Below are 25520 nucleotides of genomic sequence, written 5' to 3'. Positions count from 1 at the left end.
CCTTATTTATTATCTGGCTGACAGGAAGTTATCAGAAAGAGTATTTCACACCAACGCGATAACGCGTTTGGCGTTCATCGGTGGCTTTACTGCCGGAAACGTTGCCGATGGCCATATAAGGAGACCAGTTTTTATCAAATTTATAGGTCAACTTAAAATCATGGGTCCAGTCATAGCTTTCGTTATCCGCTAAAATAACCCCGGCGGAATTGGCTTTTTTATAGTCCAGTTCATAATCGAGCTGATAATCTTTGAGGAATTTCCAGGAAAGAACGCTGGTCAGATTATAGCCGTTCTCCGAGGTGTCTTTAGACGTGCCGATATTGCCTGAATTGCGCTTGTAGTAAGGTCGGTAGCGCAATGAGGCGCTGACATCGTCGGTCAGATTCGCTTTACCGCGCAGGTAGGGACGATAGTTGTTTGAGGACGAACTGGTATCCAGAGAGAAGCCGGGCTCAATCTGGAAGGTTTTATTTATTTTATGCACATAGCTCGCTACCACTTCGGTGCCGTTACTCACGGTTTCATCATAGGCTTTATTTTTATCCTGCGAACCTTTCCATTTCCCTTCCAGCGACAGGCCAAAGCCATTGGCAAAACGGTGAGACATCAGCAGTCTGTCTTTATGATTATTGCCGGCTTTGTCATTGGTTTCATGACGATAATCAAATGTCACCGCGTGGGCAGCAATACTGATAAAAGGGATCGTGACTAATAATAAGGAACGAAACATAGGGTGCCTCTACTTTTTTTATTTTCCAAAGGTACAAGAAATTACCTGCCGTAAAGCAGGCAGAACGATACAAATGAAATTATTAGATGGTAGTGTGGTGCCGGGTGCCTCCCGGTGAATCAGGCGCTGACTTCCTGATTCGTCTATAAAAACGAAACGTCGATGAGGGCATTCCTCAATTCAGCATGACCCCGCCGCTTAGGGGGATTCACCACACATTATTCTTTATTCCCTGGTGATGACTAATTAGTACTGTCCGTAATTATATTGAAAATTACTTTTACACAAAATGAAATGATGTTTTGAGATCGAGATCTGAATATTAAAAACAGAGGGTAAATATTTTTTATGTCATTTATAAAGATAATCCTAATAATTAATTATTATTTTAAATCAGTGTGTTGAGTGGTTTCTTTGGGTTTATTTTGCGTTTTTATTTGCGAATATAAGGATTTTTTATGAATTGACGGTAATCTTATTCCTATATTTTTAAACGCTCAGTTTGTTAAAACTTAAAAGTAGTTAGATGGTTTCAATGGTTAAACCGAAGCCAGTACTGCCGATTCCTTTAAGCTAAACGAAAGCTAAACGGAAATGAGGGCGGTATTGATCTGCCAGACTGACGACATAACACTCTCCGAAAAGTATCCATATGGAAGGATAATAAAAGACGGTAACCTCGGGACTTCAAGATGACTATTCATGGAAAGGATCGTGTATTTATTTCTGGCGTAGAGAATATAGTGCAGGAGCTGAGCGATGGCGCGGATGCGGGGTTAAGCAACTGCGTGTATGTCACCTGCGGGATGGATATCCAGGAGATATATACTTTGTTCTTTCGCCATCCGCCGGAGCACTACGCCATCTTCATCACCTCTGAGCGCCATTTTGAGACCATCAACCGGCTGTTTCCGGGCCTGTTAAAGCTCTGTTTGTCAGAGAGGTTGACGGTCGAAGAGCTGCGTCAGGCGTTAAAAGTGATGGGCCTGTTATCGGCTCAGAACCAGAGCGTTGCTTATCTGCCCGATACGTTTAATTTTACCCATGCCGAGCAACAGATCATGAGGCTCAGTTTACGCGGCCATTCTCTGGATGATATTGCCCGTATCCGCGGGGTCAGCCCGTCCACGGTCAGCGTCCAGCGTACCCGGCTGATGAAGCGCATGGGAACCAAAAGCCTGCAGGAGCTCTGCTCCCTCTATGCGGCTATGCGTACCAGCGCTTTCTGAATAAACGCAGGGCTGGAATCTGGCGAAATTTGAGATATTATTCTGAGCCATTGTACTAGTTTAAAGGTTCAAAGTGATGACGTTTTCCACCCTTGCCGATGTCAGAAGCCAGATCGATTCGATTGATAGCGAACTGGTTAGCCTGATTGCTCAACGTGCTGAGTGCGTTAAAGCCGCTGCCGCATTCAAAACTGACCACTCCGCCGTTCGTGCTCCCGCGCGCGTGCAGCAGGTTATTGATCGGGTTCGCGAAAAGGCGGCTGCCGCAGGGTTACCCGAAGTGATTATTGAGAAAGTGTATCGGTCCATGATAGATGCATTCATTGAATATGAGCTTGAGAAACATAATCAGCTACAGCGGCAAAAAAGTAACGGTGTGTTGGGTGAGTGACCCACACGATATTCTCCTGGCGTGAAGGGTCAGTTAGCCTCATTCTGACCCCCGACGGGCTGCTAAGCTATTATCCCCACGCTCTGATAGCCAGTGCCGCGATATAGAGCCCGAATCCCCAGGCCAGATGTGTGAGCACGCTTAGCAAGCGAGCCAGCCACGGGCGAGGTGTTTGCGACGCCGCAATGCCGAAGCCCAATGCGGGCTGAAGAATTATGAACGGCGCAAATAACGTTAACCCGCCTGCCAGCAGGCCTCCCGTAAGCGAGGGGGCATCCAGCCAGACGGCGCCGTACAGTACCAGAGGGACAAAAGCAAAAACGATCCCGGTCAGGTAGTGAAATACCCAGCCGGTAAGCCTCTCCCCAGCGATTTCCGGCGTTGAGACGATGGTGCGATGGCAAAGCTTTCCTCTGGATAGCCATAATATCCAGCGACCGACCAGGGCATAGTTCAGCGGCGGTATCTTGAGGAGGTCTTTTTGACACCATGACCACAAATCCATAATCAGCGTCGCGCCAATACCCGTTATGACAGTTTTAACAACAATAATCGTATCCAGGGTGTACTCCTTTTCCAATCAATGACAGGCTGGTAGCCAGTGTGCAACTTAAAGCGAGGTTTAAGTCAACGATGAAAGCGCTGGATATCCGACAAATTGCCGACCTCTCAGGCGTTACCCCCTCAGCCTTGCGGTATTACGAAAAAAAGGGGTTAATTCAGCCTGTTGGCCGTAATGGTTTACGAAGGCAGTATCATGAAAATGTGCTCAATAAGCTGCAGCTCATTGTGCTGGGGCAGGCGGCAGGGTTCTCTCTGGATGAACTTGCCGCGATGTTTGGTACCGCATCAGCGTTAGCGATAGACCGGGCGCAGCTACACCAGCGCGCACAAGAGATTGACGCCACCATTCGCAGGCTGCGGCTGTTAAGCCGCGGGCTGAAGCACGCTGCGCGCTGCACGCAGCCGGAGCATAGGCATTGTGAAGAGTTTAAAAGGATTGTCGCGAGAGGGCTGAGGCTGGTCAGCTAACGAGAATGAGCGAGCCTACGGTTTTTCGCGACGCAGGCCGGAAACGCCGGGAGGCCCGGAGACGGCACATCCCGGTCCGGGCTCCCCGGCCCGCGTTATCCCGAAAGCGATGCCGCGGTGGGATTCAGCGCGCGGTAAGTTTGACCCTGTGGTATCAGACTGGCCGCAAAAAGAATGTTGTGGGTGTTTTGCCATTTCCACTGGCTAGTCGTTGATGAGGGACTGGTTTTTGATTATCGGCAATGAGCATTATGTCGTTACCTTCGCATTCCAGAACCAGATAAATATGATCGTAACCGTGGTGCGCCGCGGGACCGCAGGTGGAGCCGACATCGCCGGGCCGTTGTTCACCCACAGAAATGACTTCCCATTGTCGTTTATCACGAAGATAGTTGCCCAACGCTAATGCCTGCGTAATATCGGGAACGGCAATCCCTCCGGCCTGTAACAGGTTGGCCAGGTTCAGGGCGCAACCATCATGCGGCCACTGCTCATGGGCTAATTTGAAAAGCTCAATCGCAGCGACGGCCTGAACGTTTTCATAACGAACCGGCGTTTTGGCAATATTGACTACGTTGCGCATTTTTTCTTTGTCGCTCAGCGGCGCGATGCTATCGGCAAACATCACAGGAGGCGTATGTAGCGTAACAAATGTCTGGAATTCCTCCACGGCATCACGTCGCACGTGAGAAATAACCATCGCGGGGTTTACGATGGTACCGCACCAGCTGGTGCTGAAACGCAACAATCGGGCACAATACTCTATCGCCAGCGGGTGGTCTGTTTTCATTTTTGTAATGAAATTTTCAGCTGTATCAATGTCATGCTGTTTGGCAAAATTACGGAGTTCCGCCTTTCCATTGCCGATACTGTCAAATGACACCTGAAACGCCCCGGTTTCTTCGCTTTCGATATGAGCCTGTGAACGAGCGTTTTTGGAATCAACGCCGGCATCCCAGCGCCAGTCTGATTCAAACCCCGCCTGAACGCGAAGCACTTCACACATGACGGCTTTACGGTGTAAAAGGCTGGTGTAGGGCCCCAGAGCCCCTTTCATTACGGCATAGATATCATGAAGCTTATTTTCAGCAAAAACCTCATCAGGTAAAGCATTTAAAGTATCGACTAGCTGTTCTAAAAACGCTATCGGTGGACGACCATGCTGCGTGCTGACAGGATAGCGAGTCGCGATGAATATACGCTTGTTGCTAGTATCCATAAAACTCTCCTTCATGACGGTGACGAATATTGAGATAGTGTCTTAGGTCTATTTACTCGAGGTTAAGCCCTGAAAGAGAGAAGAAACTTTATTTACCAGGTAAGGCGCAAATAATGTCATTCCGGCTATCAGGAATTTAATGATTTCACCCAGAGCATCAGGGTTGGATATTTTTCTATTGTGGCCAAAATCAAGTAGCAATAACGAGCCGAAGCCAATATACATAAACAAAATAACCAGCATGCCGATTAGCGCAATGAGCCGGCTCGAACTGGCTTTCATCTCTTTGACCAGAAGCGGTTTGCCCGCAACGTCATAAAGCGGTTTCTTTGTCACGGTATCAGTGCCGTCCGTGGTGGTTTTAACCTCTTCGGTAGCGGATAATTCAACGTCTTCCGAAAGCGCATCGGCTAAAGACCACGCTTCAGGAAGCGACTTGCGGATGACTAAAATAGAAAGCAAGGTACCAAAAATAACGATGAAAAATACAAGGTAAATTAAATATTTGTCGATGTTATCACCGCAGGGCTGCTCAGCCTGACAGGATACATCATTAGCGTGAACTGCGGCAGAGAGAAAAAACAAAACGATTGCCGATGCTGATGTGTGTCTTTTTAGCAAAAACATAAGTATATTCCTCACCAATATAAAGTTTATTTATATGTGGCATGCGAAGATAAAGACATATACGCGGATATTTCTACTGACTACAGGATACTCGCTTATTCCCGTTTGCTATGCCGATAAGATGATTTCTTTTTTCTGACCTCCACCGCCTCTCTTTAGCGGGTTTTATGAAAAGCCACAGGCAAGCCGGGTGCTGACGTGCTCTCCGGACCGGCTGGCAGCAAGCAAAAACCACGTGGTTTAATGATACGCGGCCCCGCGTATAGGGTTCAGTATAATGGTGGTCATTGCATCCACATTCATTCAAATGAATGAGCGAGCAAAATAAATCAGCGATAAATAGCCCTGATAATGAGCAGGAGCTCGGACTGATTGCGGGTATGCGTTTTTCGGTAAAGCGCACTCAGATGGGTTCTGACGGTGGTGATGGCGACGCCCAGATGCATGGCGCATTCATCCGCAGTCATCCCTCTGAGCAGCAGCTCTGCCACCGCATTTTCGGCGGGTTTGACATTAAACAGTTCCATGAGCGCGCTGCCGCTGAGGAAGGGTTCAGGGATGATAATGCAAGCCGTACCGGGAATGCTGGGGGACGGGATGACCAGAATCGGTTTTGGATACCGTCCGGCGGTGTAGCATAATCCTGCCCGCGGACGCGCCTCCGTCCGGGTGGCCTGTTCAATGGCATGCCGCAGTTTTTTGCTGTCCGTATTCAGGCTTAGGGTGTCAGCGCCGACAGACCAGATCGCTTTGTGGTTTGCGCGCTGGTAATGTTCGGCCTGGGTGCTGGCGTAAAGCATTTTCCCGGCGCGATCCACCAGCCAGACCGGGTAGATACCGTTATCCATAACGGCACTCTGATATTTAATCGTGTCACGAAGTTGTTCAAATCTGGCATGAAGCTGGCTGGCGGAAATTAACGCCGGGATGAGACGCCGGAACAGGTCAAATTGTACAGCCAGCGGATAGCTGGCTTCATTAGCCGTCATCAGTGATAAATACGTAGAATAACCGTTGACGGTACACAATTTAACGCTGGTCAGATAATTCAAATCATTAGGATGATGAAATTCATTATAATAAGCGCTGTTAGCAATAAATTTATCCCCTAAAAACTCCCTGTCCCTGTACATCTGCCCTACAGGTAACCCCGTCAATATTTTTTCGGCAGGATCTATTGCCAGAAAGATATCCCGATAGGCCGTAAAGACTTTTTCATCAAAGAGTAATGAATCCGTCATGAGATGCGCATTACCTTTGTCATAATAAAGCAATGCCGCGTACTGATGTCCTGTCAGTAACGATAGTTTCTGCAGCGCGGGTTTCCAGAACTGGGGATCCAGCGCCGCCATCAGAATAGTCTCCAGGATTTCTATATATAAAAGCTCCGGATCAATGGCCATAACGACACCTTATATTTAGCGTTTAACCGGCAGGACACGGCTGATGAGGCGGGTACTATCAGCATAGTTGTGGCAGATAAATAATGGCAATCCCGATTCAGCCAGTTGGTATGGAAATGCAAAAACGGCGCGGAAACCCTTATTTTACGATGGGCTTCCTGCGGTTTATGAAGTTTATCCCTGACCCCGGCGTGGCTTTGATGAATATTCTCCCATCGCCTGCTGATGCAACCCTCTGCTCCCAGACTCGCGCGCTTGCGCGAACCCGCTTCGATAACAATTTCATCTCATACAGAGCATGGGATAGGTGGAAGTCCGCGCCCGTCGCCCGGCATCGCACCTTTACAGTTCGCGCAAACGCTCTGCGCTGTTATGCTAAAAACCCGGCAAGCCGCGCTGTAATGAGACCTGACCATGCCCGAACGCGAAAAAAACATCCATATTCAACCCTCTTCCTCTATCTCTCGAACGCATATTCTTCCGGCAATGCTGGCGATCGTCGTCGTATCGAGCCTGTGCGCGTTCGTCTCGCCGCCGCTGGGGCCGTGGCGCGAAATTTTGACCAATCCAGGGATGTATATCGATCTGCTGGCGCTGCTATTTCTGCTGTTTATGCTCTGGAGTTCGACCAAGGTGCGGATGAACCACGTGGCGGTTAACTGGGTACGCTACGGCCTGCTGCTGTGGATTGCCGGGGGCACTTTCGATCTGATGGACGAAATATTCCACCAGCCGCGCTGGATGGGGTACTACTGCGAAGATCTGCTGCGCCTGTCCGGCATGCTGCTGAGCGCGGTCGGGGTCTACAAAATTATTGAGCGCATCAATCTCCTGTACGTCGACGCGCGTTCGCAATCGCTCAAGGATGAGCTGACCCAGCTGCCCAACCGTCGCTTTTTTATCGACACCATCCGCGAGAAGGAGGGGCGCAGGCTGGCGCTGATGATTGTGGATATCGACTACTTCAAGAAAATTAATGACACCTGGGGACATCTGGTGGGGGACGAAGTGCTGTTTGCCCTTGGCAAACAGCTGGCGAAGCTTACCAGCGATAAGGTGTTGCCTTCGAGGATTGGCGGAGAAGAGTTTGCCATTATTGTCGATGGCCTGTCGGCGCAGGAAGTGGATGAACTGGCGCAGTCGATTTTGCAAAACGCCCGCGCGATCTTGATCAACCACGATAACCCGCTGTCGATCAGCATTGGCGTCGGTCTGCGCCATAAAGACGAGCCGCAGAACCTGTTTATTAAAAAGGTCGATGACGCGCTCTATAAGGCGAAAAATAACGGCCGCGGACGGGTTGAATGGGCCGCGTGAACTATCCCTGCTGCGCGCTGCGGCAGTGGCGACGATATTCGGAAGGTGAGCGCTCGGTGTAGCGTTTAAACACCCGGCAGAAATAGTTGCTGTCGACAAAACCGCAGTTGTGGGCGATCTCTTTGACCTTGAGGTCGTAGCCGCGCAGCAGCTTTTTCGCCTTTTCCAGGCGGACGCTGGTGAGAAACTCATTAAAACCGACGGAGCCGGATTTCTGGAATATATGCGACAGGTAGTTGGGCGTAATATGAAAACGCTTCGCTACCGACTCGCGGGTCAGCGGCTGGGTGAGATGCTCTTCGAGATAATCCTGTACCGCCAGAAACAGATCGCGGCTGCGGCTGACGCGCATCTCCAGCCCGACCAGCTGCTCAAGGCAGTGGCTCAACAGGGCCGCGACCACCAGCCTGGCGGTAACCGGGTCCGGCTGCAGGCAGATTTCATTGAGCGACAGCAGCAGGTAGGAGCCCACGCGCGGTCCGAGGCGGGCGACGTTCTGCTTTTCCGTGCGCAGCTGCTTGCCGTCCCAGTGCTGAACGCAAAACCCGAGCTTCTGGCGACCAAACAGAATGCTTAACGTCGACGCCGGCGCGGTCCATTCCGGCAGCGTCCATTTACCCGCCTGAACGTAGAGCACCTGCGAGGCGGAGAGCATTGTCTCCGACAGCGGCAGCCCGCTCTCCTTAAGCTCGCCCTCAAGCACAATTTCCAGCCGTGGAAAGGGCACCTTAAACGCCAGCTCGGGCTCGGAGATATCCGGGTCGGGGAACCTGACGTGCAGATTATCTTTCTGATTTACTAAACGATTTAAAATATCCGCCAGATCGTCAATCATTCCGTATGCCTTAGAAGAGAGCAATTATCCTGTTGATTATAATCTATTTTATCTGCGCAGGCTTGTTCTGTGTCAGGCGGCTTGGCTAATGATTGCCCTGCAGGAAGGGGGAAAAAGCTGGATTTTGATGGCCATCACACTTTTCCCTGCCGCGTACGCTCGTCCAGTTTTTCGTAGTTTTGCCCTCATGTATTCCCGCCCGCCGCCGATTAGAGTTTGTTTTGTGTTATCGATAAGTTAAGGAATATAAATATGGAACAACAATCTGCGGTTTATCTGGATGCGCTGGGGGCGAACGTTGCGCTGAGCCCGGCAATGAAACAGGAGCTGGATACCCTGGGCTACACCGTCGTGCATAACGTGGTGGACGCGGAGTGGCTGGCGGCGATGCGCGCGCTTATCGACGCCATCGTCGAGAGAGAGGGCGATAATCTGGCGATCGAGCACCACCAGGAAGCGACGGCAACCCGCATCGCCAACCTGATTAACAAAGGCGCGATTTGGGAAAAGGTCTGGTCCCATCCGCTGATTCTCTCCGCCTGTCGGCATGTTTTTCAGGGGGATTTTAAAGTCTCCAGCCTGAACGCGCGGGAAGCGTTGTTCAACGGCGGCCATCAGCCGCTGCATGCGGACTGGAAAAAGCCGCGTCACGATTTTCCGAAAGTGCATCTGGTGAATACCATCTGGGCTATCGATGATCTGAGCGCTGAAAACGGCGCGCCGCGCATTATTCCCGGCACCCATTTGCGTCCGGAGCTGCCGGAAGCGGTGCTGGATGACCCGGAGCTGGCGCATCCTGATGAGGTGGTGTTCGCCGCGCCGGCGGGCAGCGTGATGATTTATAACGCCCACGCCTGGCACGGCGGGACGCGCAACCGCGTCGGCAGCAGAAGGCGCGTGCTGCACGGTTTATATATCGACAGGGCGGATACCGCGCAGCAGGATCAGCAGCGCTGGCTGACGCCGGAAACCGCCAGCCGCCTGACGCCCGCGCAGAAATGGCTGCTGGGGGTGGCGTAAAAATCGCATGGAATTGTAGCCCCGGTAAGCGCAGCGCGACCGGGGGAAGTCTGAGCGGGCGCGGTGCTATTTCCCCGGGCCGCGGCGCAAGCGCCTTGCCCGGGCTACAAAACGGCAAACGGCGGTGAACCTGTAGCCCCGGTAAGCGCAGCGCGACCGGGGGAAGTCTGAGCAGGCGCAGTGCTATTTCCCCGGGCCGCGGCGCAAGCGCCTTGCCCGGGCTACAAAACGGCAAACGGCGGTGAACCTGTAGCCCCGGTAAGCGCAGCGCGACCGGGGGAAGTCTGAGCAGGCGCGGTGCTATTTCCCCGGGCCGTGGCGCAAGCGCCTTGCCCGGGCTACAAAACGGCAAACGGCGGTGAACCTGTAGCCCCGGTAAGCGCAGCGCGACCGGGGGAAACCGGAAACGGCCGAAGTGTTATTTCCCCGGGCCGCGGCGCAAGCGCCTTGCCCGGACTACAAAACGGCAAACGGCGGTGAACCTGTAGCCCCGGTAAGCGCAGCGCGACCGGGGGAAGTCTGAGCAGGCGAAGTGCTACTTCCCCGGGCCGCGGCGCAAGCGCCTTGCCCGGGCTACAAAACGGCAAACGGCGGTGAACCTGTAGCCCCGGTAAGCGCAGCGCGACCGGGGGAAGTCTGAGCGGGCGCGGTGCTATTTCCCCGGGCCGCGGCGCAAGCGCCTTGCCCGGGCGACAAAATCACCGGTGTACTCACGGGATCTCAAGATAAACCACCGGCTTTTTCATAATGCATTTCACCGCGTCGACAATCTGCTGCGGCTGCAGCAGAAATGTTTTGATGCTGGTCTTAATGGTGCGGATGCCGCTAAAGCGTCCGGCATCGTCAATTTCAATATCCGTCACCAGCAGAACGACATCGGCATGGGCGATATCGTCGGCCATTATTTTGTTCTCCACCCCCAGCGCGCCCTGGGTTTCTATTTTGATATTCCATTTCTCCTGGTGGCCGACTTTTTCCAGCCGCTCGGCCGCCATATAGGTGTGAGCGACGCCGCTGACGCAGGCCGTGACGGCAACGATAGTGAAATCCATAGCATCCTCCTGGCGTTATCCGCCGACGGTCACGCTAAAACCGGCCCGTTCGGCCAGCGTCCTGAATGGCTGAATCTCAGATTCTGCAGGGGCTTTAATCATCGACATCGACCATTTTTTTCCCAGTAAGTGATATTTGGGTTCGCCGTACTGATGGAACGGCAGAAGATGAATTTCCGGCAGCTTAAAGGGGGCCAAAAATGCCAGAATCCGGCGGAAATTCGCTTCATCAAGCGTGAATCCCGGAATCAGCGGCACCCGGGGGATCACGTGAATATGCGCTTCCACCAGACGGGTAAAGTTATCCAGCACCCGCGGCATATTCATCCGCAGCTGCTCGCGGGCCAGCGTTTCATCCATGATTTTTAGATCGAACAGTACTTCATCGCAGGCCTGCGCCAGCGGAAAAAAGCGGCGGTAGGCGGTATCGCCCGCCGTTTCAATCGCCGTTCTGATCCCCCATTCGCGCAGGCGGCGCAGCAGGCGCGCGGCGAATTCGGCCTGCATCAGGACTTCGCCGCCCGACAGGGTCACGCCGCCGCCGGAGGCGCGGAAGAAGACCTCATCCTTCAGCACCTCTTTAAGCAGATTATCGAGGGTGACGTCGCGGCCAATCTGCTGCCACGCGCCGGAAGGGCACTCGACCACGTCCTGCTGGCAGCGGGAGCAGCGCAGGCACTTGCTCTCCCGGCGTACGGTCTGAATTTGCGGCGAGATCGACTCCGGATTGGCGCACCAGGGACAGGTATGCGGGCAGCCTTTAAAAAACACGACGGTGCGGATCCCCTGACCATCATTCAAAGAGTAGCGCTGGATATTAAAAATGCGCGCCTTATCGGCGCGCGTTTCCAGGACCTCACAGCTGATGCGCGGTGCGGCGGATAATGTCATCCTGAATCTCCTGCGACAGCTCGACGAAAAAGGCGCTGTAGCCCGCAACGCGCACCACCAGGCCGGCAAAATCCTGCGGCCGCTGCTGGGCTTCGCGCAGCGTATCGGCGTTAACCACGTTGAACTGAATATGCTGCAGCTTCAGCCTGGTGAATGCCTGCAGGAAGTCGGCCAGCTTATTGAGGCCGCCGTCGCCGGCAAGGGTCGCCGGGGTGAATTTGACGTTCAGCAGCGTACCGTTGGAGAGCAGAAAGTTATCCAGCTTGCTGACCGACTTAAGCACCGCGGTCGGCCCCTGCACGTCCTGGCCGAGCATCGGCGAGAGCCCGCCGTCCGCCAGCTGCTCTCCGGCCAGGCGTCCGTCCGGAGTGGCGCCGACGACCGAGCCGAGCGGCACGTGGGCAGAGACGGTATAGGAGCCCGGCGTAAAGCGACCGCCGCGCGGGTTGCGGTACTGCTCTACCTCTTTGCAGTAGAATCGCAGCAGATCGGCGCTGATGTTGTCCACTTCGTCAATATCGTTGCCGTATTTCTCGAAGCGGTTGATCAGGCGCGCGCGGATTTTTTCCCCTTCCGGCGTCTGGAAGTTGGCTTTCAGCACCGCGATCAGTTCAGCGAAGCTGAGCCTTTTTTGCTCAAACACCATCCCTTTAAGCGCGTGCAGCGAGTCGCTGAGGTTAGCGATGCCGATGCCCTGGACCCCGGAGAAGTTATAGCGCGCGCCGCCTTCGGTGATATCCTGGCCGTGCTGCACGCAATCCTCAATAAAGGAAGAGAGCAGGGGAACCGGCGCCCAGTCGCGGTGGCCGATACCGCAAATATTGCTGCCTTCGACCATCAGCCTAATGTAATAGCGAATCTTGTCGCGGATCTGGTTGATCAGCCCATCCCAGGTGATGTCAGGGTTGCTTTCGTTTTCCAGCATCACGATTTCCATCACCTTCAGCAGGTTGAACATGGCGATATCGTGCAGGCCGTAGGTGCGCCCCGGGATCGACAGCTCAACGCAGCCAACCACCGAGTAATCCCGCGCGTCATCCAGCGAGACGCCGCGGTTGAGAAACGCCGGGATCACCACTTCATCATTGAAGATTTGCGGAATGCCGGTGCCGAGGCGAATGGTCTCGGCGGTTTTGCGCAGGAAAGGGCGATCGACCAGCTCGTTGACCCGCACGCCGAGATTCGGCTGCGGCAGGCGAACGTTCTGGTAGGCGTCGAGGGATAAAAACGACAGGATATTGACCGCGCTGCGGCCAGTCTCGGTCAGGCCGCCGAGCAGGGCGGTATAGCCGGTCGGGAAGCCCGCGAAGTAGCGCGCGCTGCTGGTGGAGCGCAGCAGGACAATATCGTTGCACTTCACCCACAGCGACTCCAGAAGCTCCTGAAAAAACTGCGGATCCTGGCCGCGATTCAGCGAAGCCTGATAGTACGGCAGCATGTACTGGTCAAAGCGACCCAGCGAGATGGAGCTGGCGTTGGATTCATACTGCAAAATGATGTTCATATACCAGAAGAGCTGGCAGGCCTGCCAGAAATCTTCCGGGCGGTGCACCGCGTTATGGCGGGAGATGTCCGCGATGGTCTCCAGCTCTTTGCGCCGCTGCCCGTCGCCGCAGACGGCGGCCATGTCATCGGCAAGCGCCGCATAGCGCAGAATATGGCGCTGGGAGGCTTCCAGCAGGATCAGCACCGCCTGATAAAAATTGTTCTGCGGGTGCCGCTGACTCACCGCTTTCATCTCCGCCACCAGCGCGGCGAGGCCGTTTTCCAGCAGGCGAGGGTAGTCGATGATGATATGTCCCTGGCCTTTATCGGTCTGGTTGACGCTAAAAATCTGCGTGCTGACGGCGGCCTTCACTTCATCGGTCATCTGGGCGTTGATGAAATCCTTCATCGAACGATTTTCCCAGTAGGGGAACAGCACTTCGCGGTAGATGCGCTTATCTTCTTCGCTGATGTTGAAGCGGTCCTGCGGGCGGGTCGGGAACTGGTCCAGCTCCTTGAGCAGCCAGTAGGGATCCATCTCCGGCGACATGATCCCGGCGCGCGGCTTGATCGTACGGTTACCGGCAATCAGTTCATCATCACGAATCGAAATCTGCACATGATCGAGGACCCATGCGGTCGCTTTCGCCCGGCGGATCATCACCGGCTCCCCCTCGGTCTGTTTATGGCTGGCGGTGTAGAGCAGCGCTCGCTCGAGGGAGATTTCGCGCGGGTTGGCGAACAGACGATCTTTTAAGCGTTGAGTGCGATTAGTCATGACAAGCTCCATGTTATTTTGCGGGGCGCAGGCCGCGCCCCGTGTATTCAGTCAGGCATTCTGCGAAAGGTGGCTGTCGATTTTGTTCATAATGGCTTCGGCGCGCTTCACGGCGTCGCTGATGTTGACGCGCACGATGGTTTTACCGGCAAAACGCTCTTCAAACTTGATACCGATATCTTTGGTCAGAATCACCATATCGGCGCTGGCGACGTCTTCCGCGGTCAGCTCGTTCTCAATGCCAATGGAGCCTTGGGTCTCGACTTTGACCTGCCAGCCTTTGGCCTTAGCGGCGCTCTCCAGCGATTCGGCGGCCATATAGGTGTGGGCGACGCCAGACGGGCAAGCGGTAACGGCGATAATTTTGGTCATACAATATTCCTTCCCGTGTCTCAGTTAATTTCGAAATCAAGATCCATCTCGTCATCGGCTTTGGCGTCAGACGTTTTCTTTTTCGCCAGGGCCTTAAGCAGGATGACGCAGGCGGCGCTGACGATGGCGCCAACCGCGAGGCCGGCAATAAATCCGCCTTTACCCTCAACGACCGGCAGAACGATAAGCCCGCCCCAGCCGGCATAGCACTGGGCGCCGAGCAGCGCGGCGGTGACGCAGCCGGCGGCGGCGCCGATCATATTGGCCGGGATAACGCGCAGCGGGTCGGCGGCGGCGAAGGGGATCGCGCCTTCGGTCACGCCAACGCAGCCCATCACCAGCGCGGCCTTACCGGTTTCGCGCTCTTCCGCGGAGAAGTATTTACGCCCAATCAGCGTTGCCAGGCCCATGCCCAGCGGCGGCACGGCGATGCCGACGGCGGCGATGGCCACCACGCTGTAAACGCCCTGGGAAACGCAAATCAGCATGAAGGCGTAGGCGACTTTATTCACCGGACCGCCCATGTCGAAGGCCAGCATCAGGCCCATGATGATGGCGAGAATCACGATGCTGCCTTCGCGCATGCCCTGCAGCCATCCGGTCAGGCTGGCGGTGAGCGCGCCAATCGGCTCGCCGAGGCCCCACATCATGATCCCGGCGGTAATAAAGGTGCCGATAATCGGGATAACGAAGATGGGCATCACCGAGCGCAGCACCTTATGCACCGGGATTTTCTTCAGGTAGTAGACCACCAGCCCGCCAATGATCCCGGCAATCAGCGCGCCGAAGAAACCGGCGCCGAAGCTGTTGCCGACCCAGGCGCCGATGGCGCAGGGAGCCAGCGCCGCGCGGTCGGAGATGGAGTAGCCGATATAGGCCGCCAGAAACGGCACCATTAGCGTCAGGCCGGCCACGCCGATATCAAACAGTTTTTTCAGGTTAGGGTCGGTGGCGGCATCGGGCACCGCGCCCTTGCCGTACAACATGACGGAGACTGCCAGCAAGATCCCTCCGGACACGACAAACGGGATCATATGTGAAACCCCGGTCATGAGGTGCTGGCGGGTATTTTTTAATATTTGCACCAGTTCATTCATTGTTATTCTCCTGAGCGCTGCGTGGCCCGTGACTGAGTTGATGCTTCAACCTTAGAAAAAGGGCGGCGCATAAAATAGTAGAGAAAAAGTGCATTTACTGGATATTTGTAAGGCCAGAGGAAAATTGCGATCCACCTCAAATCTTAGCGCTGGTGGGTTTTTGGCGCCGTTAGTCAGGCGATTTGTGACCGCGAGCATAAAAAAGAGTCGGGCATACAATTATCCAGTAATTGCCACTTTTATCGTGTAGTGGCGGGCCGGTTCTTTCTTTACCTTTTGGCTAAATACGCATTATTCAGGAGGAAGGCGATGGCTCTGGTAATTGAATTCATATGTGATTTGCCCAACGGCGTGCATGCGCGTCCGGCAAGCCTGGTAGAAACCCTGTGCAATACTTTTTCGTCTTCGGTCGAATGGTTAAATACCCGCACGGAAGGACGCGGAAACGCGAAAAGCGCGCTGGCGATTATCGGCACCAATACCTTGAAGGGGGACCGCTGCCAGCTGGTCGTCAGCGGCGAAGATGAACAGCAGGCGTTTGACGCGCTGTCAGCATTCATCAGCGAGGAGTTCCCGCACTGCGATGCGCCGCTGCCGACGGCGGAATCCATGGACGTTCAGCCGGTTCCTGAATCCCTCTCGCGCCTCAATCCCACGCTGTTTCACGCCCAGCCGGTCTGCGCCGGCAGCGCGGGCGGCAGGCTCACCCATCTTAAGTCCCTCGACCTGCGCGATTCAGGCGCGCTGCCTGCAGCGGGCGCAATTGAACAGGAACAGGCGGCGCTGGACAGGGGCCTGACCCTGCTGGTGAAAAATATTGAGTTCCGCCTGCTGGATAACGACGGGACCGCCAGCGCGATCCTTGAGGCGCATCGCTCTCTGGCCACCGACGCCTCGCTGCGCCAGCATCTGCTGGGCGGGCTGCTGAGCGGCCTGAGCTGCGCTGAGGCGGTGGTCGCGACCGGCGAACATTTTTGCGCCCAGTTCAGCGCTTCCGGCAATAGTTATTTGCAGGAGCGGGTGCTGGACGTGCGCGATGTTTGCTTCCAGCTTCTGCAGCATATCTACGGTGAGGATCGTTTTCCGGCACCGGGTAAGCTGACGGAAGAGGCTATCTGCCTCGCCGATGAACTCACCCCCAGTCAGTTTCTTGAACTGGATAAAACCCTGCTTAAAGGTCTGCTGCTGCGCAGCGGCGGCACCACTTCACATACGGTGATCCTCGCGCGTTCGTTCAATATTCCCACTCTGGTGGGCGTCGATATGGAGGCGCTGCTGCCGTGGGTCGATCGGCGAGTGCAGATTGACGGTAACGCCGGGCTGGTGGTGGTGAATCCCGATGAAGCGGTGGCGCGCTACTATCAGCAGGAGGCCTGGGTGCAGGCGCAGATCCGCCGCCAGCAGCAGGCCTGGCTGGATAAAGCGGGGCGTACGGAAGACGGTATTCGCCTGGAGGTGGCGGCCAACATCGCCCATTCGGTAGAGGCGACGGCGGCCTTCAACAACGGCGCGCAGTCGGTAGGCTTGTTCCGCACCGAAATGCTCTATATGGACAGGCCCAGCGCGCCGTCGGAAAACGAGCTGTATAACCTATTTTGCCAGGCGCTGGAGCCGGCCAACGGGCGCAGCATTATCATCCGCACCATGGATATCGGCGGCGACAAGCCGGTGGCCTACCTCAACATTCCGGCGGAGAACAACCCGTTCCTCGGCTACCGGGCGGTGCGTATTTATGAGGAGTATCAGGCGCTGTTCCGCACTCAGCTGCGGGCGATTCTGCGCGCTTCCGCGCACGGCGCGCTGAAAATCATGATCCCGATGATCTCCTCGATGGAGGAGATCCTGTGGGTGAAAGAGCAGCTGGCGGATGCTAAACAATCGCTGCGCAGCGAACAGATTCCGTTTGATGAAAAGATCCCGCTGGGCATTATGCTCGAGGTGCCGTCGGTGATGTTTATCATCGACCAGTGCTGCGAAGAGATTGATTTCTTTAGTATCGGCAGCAACGACCTGACCCAGTATCTGCTGGCGGTGGATCGCGATAACGCCAGGGTGACGCGCCACTACAACAGCCTCAATCCGGCCTTTTTGCGCGCGCTGGATTACGCGGTTCAGGCGGTGCATCGCCAGGGTAAATGGATCGGCCTGTGCGGCGAGCTGGGGGCCAAAGGTTCCGTGCTGCCGCTGCTGGTGGGGCTGGGGCTGGATGAGCTGAGCATGAGCGCGCCGTCGATCCCGGCGACCAAGGCGCGTCTGGCGCAGCTTGACAGCCGCGCCTGCCGTCAGCTGCTGAATCAGGCGATGCAGTGTCGTACTTCGCTGGAGGTCGAGCACCTGCTAGCCCAGTTCCGTATGACCCAGCAGGACGCGCCGCTGATTACCCCTCAGTGCATTACGCTGAACAGCGACTGGCGCAGTAAAGAGGAGGTGATTAAGGGCATGACCGACAATCTGCTGCTGGCCGGGCGCTGCCGCTATCCGCGTAAGCTGGAAGCGGATCTGTGGGCCCGCGAAGCGGTGTTCTCCACCGGGTTAGGGTTTAGCTTCGCCATTCCGCACAGTAAATCGGAGCATATTGAGCAGTCGACCATCAGCGTCGCCCGTCTGGCGCAGCCGGTGGCGTGGGGCGACGACGAGGCGCAGTTTGTGATTATGCTGACGCTCAATAAGCATTCGGCGGGGGATCAGCATATGCGTATTTTCTCGCGGCTGGCGCGGCGCATTATGCATGCGGAGTTCCGGCAATCGCTGGTGACGGCGCAGAGCAGCGAGGCGATCGCGGCGCTGCTGCAGCGCGAGCTGGAGCTGTAATTCGGTCCGGAGAATCTCCCCGGTGGCGCTGCGCTTACCGGGGCTACGGGTTTCCAGCCGTCTGCGGGGCAGTAGCCCGGATAAGGCGTTTACGCCGCGACCCGGGATTTCCGGGCCCGGAGCCTGAGGGAGGCAGATTGGGTAGCCCGGACAGGCGCGTAAGCGCCGCCTCCGGGACGATGTTCTTGCAGCTACGATATGCCTCTGAAACAACGTGTTATGCAGCGATGCCCTGGTGCCCGCTGAAATCGGCGAACCGGAGGTCCGAAGACAAGGGCTGGCCGCCAGGGATGGCGGACAGAGGCGAATCGAGACAGCGATGTCGAGTTGAGCCGACCGCAGGCTGAGGTCCGGGAGGTGAGCGCAGTGCGCAGCACCGATTTCTTTGCGGGACCGCGGGGATTGTAAAGGGGGAGACGGTTTTCTCCCCCTTTACCCGTTCACCTACCACGGTGAGACATTTTCTGCGGGATAATAGTGAACGGAACCCTTGCACACTTTCCCGGAGGCGGCGCTTACGCGCCTGTCCGGGCTACTTTTGTTCAACAATCGCCCGACAAATCGCCTCGCCCACCTGCTGGGTGGAGGCGCTGCCTTGCATATCCGGCGTCTTCGGTCCGCTGGCGATGGTCTGCTCAATCGCCGCCAGAATGCCGTCGTGGGCGGCCTGGTAGCGCGCGTCCCCGTTGCCGAGGAAGTCGAGCATCATCGCGCCGGCCCAGATGGTGGCAATCGGGTTGGCGATATTTTTGCCGTAAATATCCGGTGCCGAACCGTGCACCGCTTCAAACAGCGACGGAAAGGTGCGATCCGGGTTGAGGTTTGCCGACGGGGCAATGCCGATGGTGCCGGTACAGGCCGGGCCGAGATCGGAGAGGATATCGCCGAACAAATTGGAGCCGACCACCACGTCAAAACGTTCCGGCTGCAGCACGAAGCGGGCGCACAGAATATCAATGTGCTGCTTATCCCATTTCACCTCCGGGTAGTGCTGCGCCATCGCTTCGACGCGCTGGTCCCAGAAGGGCATGCTGATGGCCAGACCGTTGGATTTGGTCGCCGAGGTCAGGGTTTTGCGCGGTCGGCTCTGCGCCAGCTCGAAGGCGTAGCGCAGGATCCGGTCAACGCCGCGACGGGTAAATACCGACTCCTGAATCACCACTTCATGTTCAGTCCCCGGATTCACATGGCCGCCGAGGGCGGAATATTCCCCTTCGGTGTTTTCACGCACCACGTAGAAATCGATATCGCCGGGCTGTTTACCCGCCAGCGGGCAGGGGACGCCGGGGAACAGGCGCACCGGACGCAGGTTGACGTACTGGTCGAACTCGCGGCGGAACTTCAGCAGCGAGCCCCACAGTGAAATGTGGTCCGGCACGATATCCGGCCAGCCGACCGCGCCGAAGTAGATCGCATCAAACGTTTGCAGCTGCGCGCGCCAGTCGTCGGGCATCATGGCGCCGTGCTGCGCGTAATAGTCGCAGCTGGCCCACTCAAAGTGCTCGAAGCTTAACGCCAGCCCCCAGCGTTCGGCGGCGGCCTGCAGTACGCGGACGCCTTCCGGCAGCACTTCTTTACCGATGCCATCGCCGGGGATGGCGGCAATACGTAAGGTTTTATTCATCGTTATTCTCAGTTTGAGGTAAGGAAAATTGACTTCACCGCTATCCTATAATTGACTGATTCATAATTAATCCCGTTAACTGGTGAAACATAAAACACGAATCATGAATAATCTGCCGCTGCTGAACGATTTACGCGTATTTATGCTGGTTGCCCGCCGCGCCGGTTTTGCCGCCGCCGCGGAAGAGCTCGGCGTCTCGCCGGCTTTCGTCAGCAAGCGCGTGTCGCTGCTGGAGCAAACGCTCAACGTCCAGCTGCTGCACCGTACCACCCGGCGCGTGGCTATCACCGAAGAGGGCGAGCGCATCTACGAATGGGGACTGCGCATTTTGCAGGATGTCGACCAGATGATGGATGAGCTCTCCGATGTGCGGCAGGTGCCGCAGGGGACGCTGCGGATTATCAGCAGCTTTGGCTTTGGCCGGCGGGTAGTCGCGCCGGCGCTCTCCGAGCTAGCCCGTCGCTACCCGCAGCTGGAGATCCGTTTTGACGTCGCCGACCGGCTGGTGGATTTGGCCAATGAAGGGGTCGATCTGGATATTCGCGTCGGCGACGATATCGCGCCCAATCTGATAGCCCGCCAGCTTGCCAGCAATCACCGCATCCTCTGCGCCTCGCCGGCGTTTGTCGCCCGCTATCCCCGGCCGAAACAGCTCAGCGATCTCGCCGCGCTGCCCTGTCTGGTGATCAAAGAGCGCGACCGGCCCTTTGGCGTCTGGCAGCTGCGCGATGATAAAGAGGGGGAGCACGCCATCAAGGTGACCGGACCGCTGTCGTCTAACCACGGTGAAATCGTCCATCAGTGGTGCCTGGAGGGGCAGGGGATTGCGCTGCGCTCGTGGTGGGACGTCAGGGAAAATATCGCCAGCGGCAATCTGGTGCAGCTGCTGCCGGAGTACTATCAGCCCGCCAATATCTGGGCGGTATACGTGTCGCGGCTGGCGACCTCGGCCAAAATTCGTACCACCGTGGAGTTTTTGCGCCACTACTTCCAGCAGCGATTTCCGCCGCACAACGGCGAGGAAAAATAGCCGACGGCGGGCACCGTCGGCCGGGGGATTACACGCCGAGCCGATCGCGCAGGCTGTAGTAAGCCGCGCCCATGGCGGTAAACGGAATACGCAGGCTGCGCCCGCCGGGGAACGGATAGTGCGGCAGCCTGGCGAAGGCGTCGAAACGTTCGGCGTCCCCGCGCAGCAGCTCCGAAATCAGCCGTCCGGCGAGGTGGGTACAGGTGACCCCGTGGCCGCTGTAGCCCTGCATATAATAGATATTGTTATCGAGGCGGCCAAACTGCGGCATTCGCGAGAGGGTCAGCAGGAAGTTGCCGGTCCAGCGGTAGTCGATTTTCACCCCCTGCAGCTGCGGGAAGGTTTTCAGCAGCTTCGGCATAATCAGCCGCTCAACGTCGTCCGGATCCCGCGCGCCGTACACCACGCCGCCGCCGTACAGCAGACGGTTGTCGGCGGTCAGGCGGTAGTAATCCAGCAGATAGTTACAATCTTCTACGCAGTAGTTTTTCGGGATCAGCGAGCGCGCCAGATCCTCAGACAGCGGCGCGGTGGTGACCACCTGGGTGCCGCACGGCATGCTGCGTTTCGCCAGCTCCGGCTCGAGCTTATCGCCGAGATAGGCGTTACCGGCGACGATCACGTAGCGGGCGGTGACCTGTCCGCGCGCGGTGGTCACCACCGCCGGGCTGCTGTGCTGAATGCCGGTGACCGGTGATTGTTCGTAAACCCGGCCGCCGTTGAGCCGAATGGCGTCCGCTTCGCCAATCGCCAGATTGAGCGGATGGATATGACCGCCGCTGTGGTCCAGCAGCGCGCCGGCGTAGCGATCGCTGTCCACTTCGCGACGAATGGCGCTGGCATCCAGCAGCTCCAGCTGGGTATTGCCGTAGCGCTCCCAGTTCGCTTTCTGCTCTTCCAGGGTCTCCAGCTGTTTATGATTCAGCGCGACAAACAGCCCGCCGGGGCGATAGTCGCAGGCAATCTGATAGCGCTGGATACGTTCACGAATAATGTCGCCGCCTTCAAACATCATGCTGCCGAGCATTTTTGCGGCATCCGGGCCGTAGGTTTTTTCGATAACGTCGATATCGCGGCTATAGGAGTTGACTAGCTGGCCGCCGTTGCGTCCGCTGGCGCCGAAGCCGATGCGCGCGCCTTCCAGCAGAACCACATCGTAGCCCATTTCGGCCAGATGCAGCGCCGAAGAGAGGCCGGTATAGCCGCCGCCGACGACGCAGACGTCGCAGCCGATCGATTCGTCCAGCGTCGGGAACGGCTCATAGCGGTTGGCGCTGGCGGCGTAATAGCTGGTGGTATGTTCGCTCATGATTAAGACTCCAGGGCAATCCAGATAGTTTTCAGTTCAGTGAATTTTTCCAGCGCGTGCAGGGACTTATCGCGTCCGTTGCCGCTCTGCTTATAGCCGCCGAAGGGCACGGTCATATCGCCATCGTTGTAGTTGTTCACAAAGACGGAGCCGGCTTTCAGACGGCGGCTGACGCGGTGAGCGCGGGAGAGATCGCGGGTCCAGACCGCCGCGCCGAGGCCGTAGCGGCTGTCGTTGGCCAGCGCCAGCGCCTGCTCTTCGGTTTTAAAGCGGGTCACCACCAGCACCGGGCCGAAGATCTCCTCCTGGCTGAGGGCGGAGGCGGGGTCGACGTCGACGAAGATGGTCGGGCCGACCGCCGCGGGCCACGGATTTTTACGTCCATCCAGCAGCAGCGTGCTGTGCGCTTCGCCGGCGCGAATAAAGCTGTGGACGCTATCGGCGTGGCTGTTGTCGATCAGCATGCCCATGGTGGTATTCGGGTCGAGCGGATTGCCAGGCTGCCAGCCCTTTGCCTGCTCTTTTAGCAGGTCGAGAAAGCGGCCGGCGATGCTCTCCTCAAGCAGCAGACGGGTACCGGCGATACAGACCTGGCCCTGATTGTAGAAAATACCGCCGGCGGTGGCGTTAACCGCTTTTTGCAGGTCCGGGCAGTCGGCAAAGACGATATTGGCGCTTTTACCGCCCGCCTCCAGCCAGACGCGCTTCATATTGCTGTCGCCCGCGTCTTTCAGCAGCTGTTTACCGGTGCGGGTGGAGCCGGTAAAGGTGATGACTTCAACGTCATGATGCTGCGCCAGCGCCTGACCTGCTTCATGGCCGAAACCGCTCACCACGTTGAATACGCCGTCCGGCAGCCCGGCCTGTTTCGCCAGGCCCGCCAGGCGCAGAGCGGTAAGCGGGGATTTTTCCGACGGCTTAAGCACCACGCTGTTGCCGGACGCCAGCGCCGGGCCAAGCTTCCAGCAGGCCAGCAGCAGCGGAAAATTCCACGGCACCACCGCCGCAATCACGCCAATCGGTTCGCGGACGATCATGGCCAGTTCGTTGCCGCCGGTGGGGGCGACTTCGCCGTACACTTTATCGATGGCTTCGGCGTACCAGCGGATTGCGCGGGCGGCGCCGGGGACATCGTCGCGCAGGCTGTGGCGAATCGGTTTACCGGTGTCGAGGGTTTCCAGCAGCGCCAGCTCTTCGCGATGGGCTTCCATCAGGTCGGCGAATTTATGCAGCACCGCTTTGCGCTGGGCAGGGGAGGCCTGCGACCAGTCGCCGCGATCGAAGACGCCGCGGGCGGCCTGGACCGCGCGATCGACGTCGGCCTTTTTGCCGCGCGCGACCTCGGCGAGCGTCTGCTGGGCGGTAGGGTCGACGGTGGCGAACACGCTATTATCGGCGGCGGCGCTGTATTCGCCGTTAATAAATAGCCGCGTTTCAATCGCGATATTGTTTGCTTTTTCTTGCCAGTAAGCCAGGTTGTGAAAATCCATCATGACTCCTTAATGACATAATCGGAAAAATAAAAAAGTGGTGATTTCAGACCCTCAGGGCGCAGGGCGTCCCCGGGGTTGAGTACCGTTTAAATTGCCCATTAACAGGCGTGAATTATCCGGGGCCAGCGGAATAAGTCTTTCCGCATTGCGCAAGGTGAACTGCGTTATCTTCGCGCCGCCGGAGTTCGCCTCCGGCGGCGCAGGCCTGAAGAAAGCCTGAGAAAACCTCAGGCTAAAAAATCAGAATGTGGTGGGGGTATGGGCGCTGATAATTCGGCAGATACCCGCCGAGGTGTTGCTGAAGCTATGCGGTATGCCGGTGTTAATGGCATAGCTTTGCCCAGCCACCAGATGATACGCCTGACCGTTGATGGTCAGCACGACTTCACCTTCCAGTATGGTGCCTATCTCCTCACCCTGATGCTTGATCCTCTCCCCGGTTGTGGTTCCAGGCTGGTACGTTTCAAAAATCATCGCCAGCGTGCGGTTCGGATTACCATTATGAACCAGCTTCATCGACACCCCCTGACTGCCGATTTCAATCAGATCGTCCTGATTGATAACCACCTGCGGTTCAGCCGGTTTTTCTGGTTCAGAAAAGAATTCCGAGAGCGACAGCCCGTAGACTTTCAGCAGCTTTTGCAGCGTACTGATCGCAGGACTGACTTTGTCCTGTTCTATGGTGCTGATGGCACTATGTGTTAACCCAGACAGTTCGGCGGCACGACGCTGTGAGAGACCCAGCTGTTGGCGGATCTCTGACAGACGTTTCCCTGGCGCCAGTCCGTCATCGCTCATATTTGCATTTCCTTAACGGTAGTGGTCAGAGTCGCTGTTTTTCAGCGATATAGTTCTGACAGGCGGTGATAAAACCTTCAAACAACATTCGCGACAGGGCGTATTCGCTACTGTTCCATTCAGGATGCCACTGCACGCCGAGGGCGAAAGGATGGTCGTTAACGCTGACCGCTTCCGCTAGCCCGTCCGGAGAACGCGCTTCCACGCGCAGCCGTGGACCCGTCGTTTTTGCTCCCTGCCCGTGTAACGAGTTTACCCAAAACGTGTTGCAGCCCGGTATTAACTGAGAAAGTAATCCTCCCTCCTGAACCTGAACTTCATGCGAGGGCGCGTATTGCTGCTCGACGGGAAGTTCGGGGTCTTCGCGGTGCTCAAGAAGCTCAGGCTGCTCGAACAGACGACGATACAGAGTCCCGCCGGTGGCGACAACCAGTTCCTGTAGTCCACGGCAGATGGCGAAAATGGGGATGCGCCTTTCGAGCGCGGCGTTAATCAGCGCCATGCTCAGAAGATCACGCCCGGGATCGGCGTCAGGCTCATCGCCGTTTTCACCATAAAGGTGCGGCTGTACGTTGCTCGGGCTACCGGGCAGATAAATGCCGTCCAGTTTCGGCAGTAGCGTAGCAAGCAGTTCCGGCTCGGCCAGCGCGTGCGGCAGGGCAATCGGTACGCCGCCGGCGTGAACAATCGCGTTCAGGTACTTCTCTTGCAGAGTCTGGGTCTGGTGACCCTTAAGCCTGTTTCGGCACATCACTACGCCAATAACTGGCTTGTACATTATATTTTCCATGATCGCCCTCACAAAGTGGACTAAATTATGACCGGGTTAGCGGGTAAAACGGCCATTTCGTTCAATATTTTCTCAATCTAGCAGTGGATATTGCCCTTTGCAAACTTAATTTAACATTTGACAAACAATTTGTTTGCATACACATTCGAAGAGTGGACATTATATTTAACAGTGCCATTCAGGG

The 25520-nt window shown here is 56.4% G+C and carries 23 protein-coding genes and 1 pseudogene; 7 read left to right on the top strand and 17 right to left on the bottom strand.

Annotation, left to right across the window (positions count from 1 at the left end):
• Window positions 1–31: 31 nt before the first annotated feature.
• Window positions 32–733 carry an oligogalacturonate-specific porin KdgM family protein gene (locus MKleb_RS16930; RefSeq protein ID WP_025106232.1) on the bottom strand — a complete coding sequence of 234 codons (702 nt, stop codon included), beginning with the start codon at window positions 731–733 and terminating at the stop codon, window positions 32–34.
• A 692-nt stretch (window positions 734–1425) separates the two neighbouring features.
• On the opposite strand from MKleb_RS16930, the gene MKleb_RS16925 reads away from it, so the two are divergent.
• Together MKleb_RS16925 and MKleb_RS16920 are read left to right on the top strand one after the other, a co-directional pair.
• On the top strand, window positions 1426–1962 hold the full coding sequence (locus MKleb_RS16925; protein WP_025106233.1) for a helix-turn-helix transcriptional regulator: 537 nt from the start codon (window positions 1426–1428) through the stop codon (window positions 1960–1962).
• Between the two features lie 76 nt (window positions 1963–2038).
• On the top strand, window positions 2039–2353 hold the full coding sequence (locus tag MKleb_RS16920; protein WP_025106234.1) for a chorismate mutase: 315 nt from the start codon (window positions 2039–2041) through the stop codon (window positions 2351–2353).
• A 70-nt stretch (window positions 2354–2423) separates the two neighbouring features.
• Here the strand turns inward: MKleb_RS16920 and MKleb_RS16915 are convergent, their stop codons facing one another.
• On the bottom strand, window positions 2424–2903 hold the full coding sequence (locus tag MKleb_RS16915; protein ID WP_077254595.1) for a DUF2938 family protein: 480 nt from the start codon (window positions 2901–2903) through the stop codon (window positions 2424–2426).
• 83 nt (window positions 2904–2986) lie between these two features.
• On the opposite strand from MKleb_RS16915, the gene MKleb_RS16910 reads away from it, so the two are divergent.
• Entirely contained in the window at window positions 2987–3385 is a 399-nt protein-coding gene (locus tag MKleb_RS16910; protein WP_025106236.1) for a MerR family transcriptional regulator, read from the top strand.
• A gap of 154 nt (window positions 3386–3539) precedes the next feature.
• On the opposite strand, the gene MKleb_RS16905 is transcribed toward MKleb_RS16910, so the two are convergent.
• The 4 genes and pseudogenes from MKleb_RS16905 to MKleb_RS29945 all read right to left on the bottom strand — a co-directional run bounded on the left by MKleb_RS16905 (window position 3540) and on the right by MKleb_RS29945 (window position 5839).
• Window positions 3540–4604 carry a hypothetical protein gene (locus MKleb_RS16905; protein WP_025106237.1) on the bottom strand — a complete coding sequence of 355 codons (1065 nt, stop codon included), beginning with the start codon at window positions 4602–4604 and terminating at the stop codon, window positions 3540–3542.
• 48 nt (window positions 4605–4652) lie between these two features.
• A complete protein-coding gene (locus MKleb_RS16900) occupies window positions 4653–5231 on the bottom strand; it encodes a hypothetical protein (RefSeq protein WP_025106238.1) in 579 nt (192 codons plus the stop codon).
• A 329-nt stretch (window positions 5232–5560) separates the two neighbouring features.
• Window positions 5561–5677: a helix-turn-helix domain-containing protein gene (locus MKleb_RS29950; RefSeq protein ID WP_239659190.1), complete on the bottom strand. Its 117-nt coding sequence runs from the start codon at window positions 5675–5677 to the stop codon at window positions 5561–5563.
• Window positions 5635–5839 (bottom strand): annotated as a pseudogene (locus tag MKleb_RS29945) (hypothetical protein). The gene MKleb_RS29950 and the pseudogene MKleb_RS29945 overlap by 43 nt, the downstream one beginning before the upstream one ends.
• A 1209-nt stretch (window positions 5840–7048) precedes the next feature.
• Between MKleb_RS29945 and MKleb_RS16890 the strand changes: the two are divergent.
• A complete protein-coding gene (locus tag MKleb_RS16890; RefSeq protein WP_025106240.1) occupies window positions 7049–7951 on the top strand; it encodes a GGDEF domain-containing protein in 903 nt (300 codons plus the stop codon).
• Between the two features lies 1 nt (window position 7952).
• On the opposite strand, the gene MKleb_RS16885 is transcribed toward MKleb_RS16890, so the two are convergent.
• Complete coding sequence (locus MKleb_RS16885; protein ID WP_025106241.1) at window positions 7953–8786, bottom strand: helix-turn-helix transcriptional regulator; 834 nt, start codon at window positions 8784–8786, stop codon at window positions 7953–7955.
• Between the two features lie 252 nt (window positions 8787–9038).
• On the opposite strand from MKleb_RS16885, the gene MKleb_RS16880 reads away from it, so the two are divergent.
• Window positions 9039–9806, top strand: coding sequence for a phytanoyl-CoA dioxygenase family protein (locus tag MKleb_RS16880; protein WP_004849740.1), 768 nt, complete (start codon window positions 9039–9041; stop codon window positions 9804–9806).
• 710 nt (window positions 9807–10516) lie between these two features.
• Here the strand turns inward: MKleb_RS16880 and MKleb_RS16875 are convergent.
• The 5 genes from MKleb_RS16875 to MKleb_RS16855 are packed head-to-tail and all read right to left on the bottom strand — an operon-like array spanning window position 10517 to window position 15481.
• Window positions 10517–10858 carry a PTS fructose-like transporter subunit IIB gene (locus MKleb_RS16875; protein ID WP_004849743.1) on the bottom strand — a complete coding sequence of 114 codons (342 nt, stop codon included), beginning with the start codon at window positions 10856–10858 and terminating at the stop codon, window positions 10517–10519.
• Window positions 10859–10873: 15 nt separating this feature from the next.
• Entirely contained in the window at window positions 10874–11749 is an 876-nt protein-coding gene (locus tag MKleb_RS16870) for a [formate-C-acetyltransferase]-activating enzyme (RefSeq protein ID WP_025106242.1), read from the bottom strand.
• Complete coding sequence (locus MKleb_RS16865) at window positions 11715–14012, bottom strand: formate C-acetyltransferase (RefSeq protein ID WP_217076017.1); 2298 nt, start codon at window positions 14010–14012, stop codon at window positions 11715–11717. Before MKleb_RS16865 ends, MKleb_RS16870 begins: the two co-directional genes overlap by 35 nt.
• A gap of 51 nt (window positions 14013–14063) precedes the next feature.
• A complete protein-coding gene (locus MKleb_RS16860; RefSeq protein ID WP_004100938.1) occupies window positions 14064–14384 on the bottom strand; it encodes a PTS fructose-like transporter subunit IIB in 321 nt (106 codons plus the stop codon).
• 20 nt (window positions 14385–14404) lie between these two features.
• The gene (locus MKleb_RS16855; RefSeq protein WP_004131253.1) at window positions 14405–15481 is read right to left on the bottom strand and encodes a PTS fructose transporter subunit EIIC; all 1077 of its coding nucleotides are present in this window, start codon (window positions 15479–15481) and stop codon (window positions 14405–14407) included.
• Window positions 15482–15790: 309 nt separating this feature from the next.
• On the opposite strand from MKleb_RS16855, the gene ptsP reads away from it, so the two are divergent.
• A complete protein-coding gene (ptsP, locus tag MKleb_RS16850) occupies window positions 15791–18292 on the top strand; it encodes a phosphoenolpyruvate--protein phosphotransferase (protein WP_025106244.1) in 2502 nt (833 codons plus the stop codon).
• A 532-nt stretch (window positions 18293–18824) separates the two neighbouring features.
• Here ptsP and MKleb_RS16845 read toward each other — a convergent pair.
• Window positions 18825–19916: a tartrate dehydrogenase gene (locus tag MKleb_RS16845; RefSeq protein ID WP_014838053.1), complete on the bottom strand. Its 1092-nt coding sequence runs from the start codon at window positions 19914–19916 to the stop codon at window positions 18825–18827.
• An 82-nt stretch (window positions 19917–19998) separates the two neighbouring features.
• On the opposite strand from MKleb_RS16845, the gene MKleb_RS16840 reads away from it, so the two are divergent.
• The gene (locus MKleb_RS16840; RefSeq protein WP_162557340.1) at window positions 19999–20946 is read left to right on the top strand and encodes a LysR substrate-binding domain-containing protein; all 948 of its coding nucleotides are present in this window, start codon (window positions 19999–20001) and stop codon (window positions 20944–20946) included.
• Between the two features lie 28 nt (window positions 20947–20974).
• Here MKleb_RS16840 and MKleb_RS16835 read toward each other — a convergent pair whose 3' ends face one another.
• The 4 genes from MKleb_RS16835 to puuD all read right to left on the bottom strand — a co-directional run bounded on the left by MKleb_RS16835 (window position 20975) and on the right by puuD (window position 25324).
• Entirely contained in the window at window positions 20975–22255 is a 1281-nt protein-coding gene (locus MKleb_RS16835) for an NAD(P)/FAD-dependent oxidoreductase (RefSeq protein ID WP_014228788.1), read from the bottom strand.
• Between the two features lie 2 nt (window positions 22256–22257).
• On the bottom strand, window positions 22258–23745 hold the full coding sequence (gene puuC / locus MKleb_RS16830) for an aldehyde dehydrogenase PuuC (protein ID WP_025106246.1): 1488 nt from the start codon (window positions 23743–23745) through the stop codon (window positions 22258–22260).
• Window positions 23746–23988: 243 nt separating this feature from the next.
• On the bottom strand, window positions 23989–24546 hold the full coding sequence (puuR, locus tag MKleb_RS16825) for an HTH-type transcriptional regulator PuuR (RefSeq protein WP_004849766.1): 558 nt from the start codon (window positions 24544–24546) through the stop codon (window positions 23989–23991).
• A gap of 25 nt (window positions 24547–24571) precedes the next feature.
• Window positions 24572–25324, bottom strand: a complete 753-nt coding sequence (puuD, locus tag MKleb_RS16820) for a gamma-glutamyl-gamma-aminobutyrate hydrolase (protein ID WP_160887670.1) — start codon at window positions 25322–25324, stop codon at window positions 24572–24574.
• Window positions 25325–25520: the final 196 nt, after the last annotated feature.

This window comes from Klebsiella sp. PL-2018, from assembly GCF_019048985.1.
GTDB classification, from domain to species: Bacteria; Pseudomonadota; Gammaproteobacteria; order Enterobacterales; family Enterobacteriaceae; genus Klebsiella; species Klebsiella michiganensis.
Note: the sequence above shows the minus strand (reverse complement) of the source record. Positions and strands in the feature narration are given on the sequence as shown.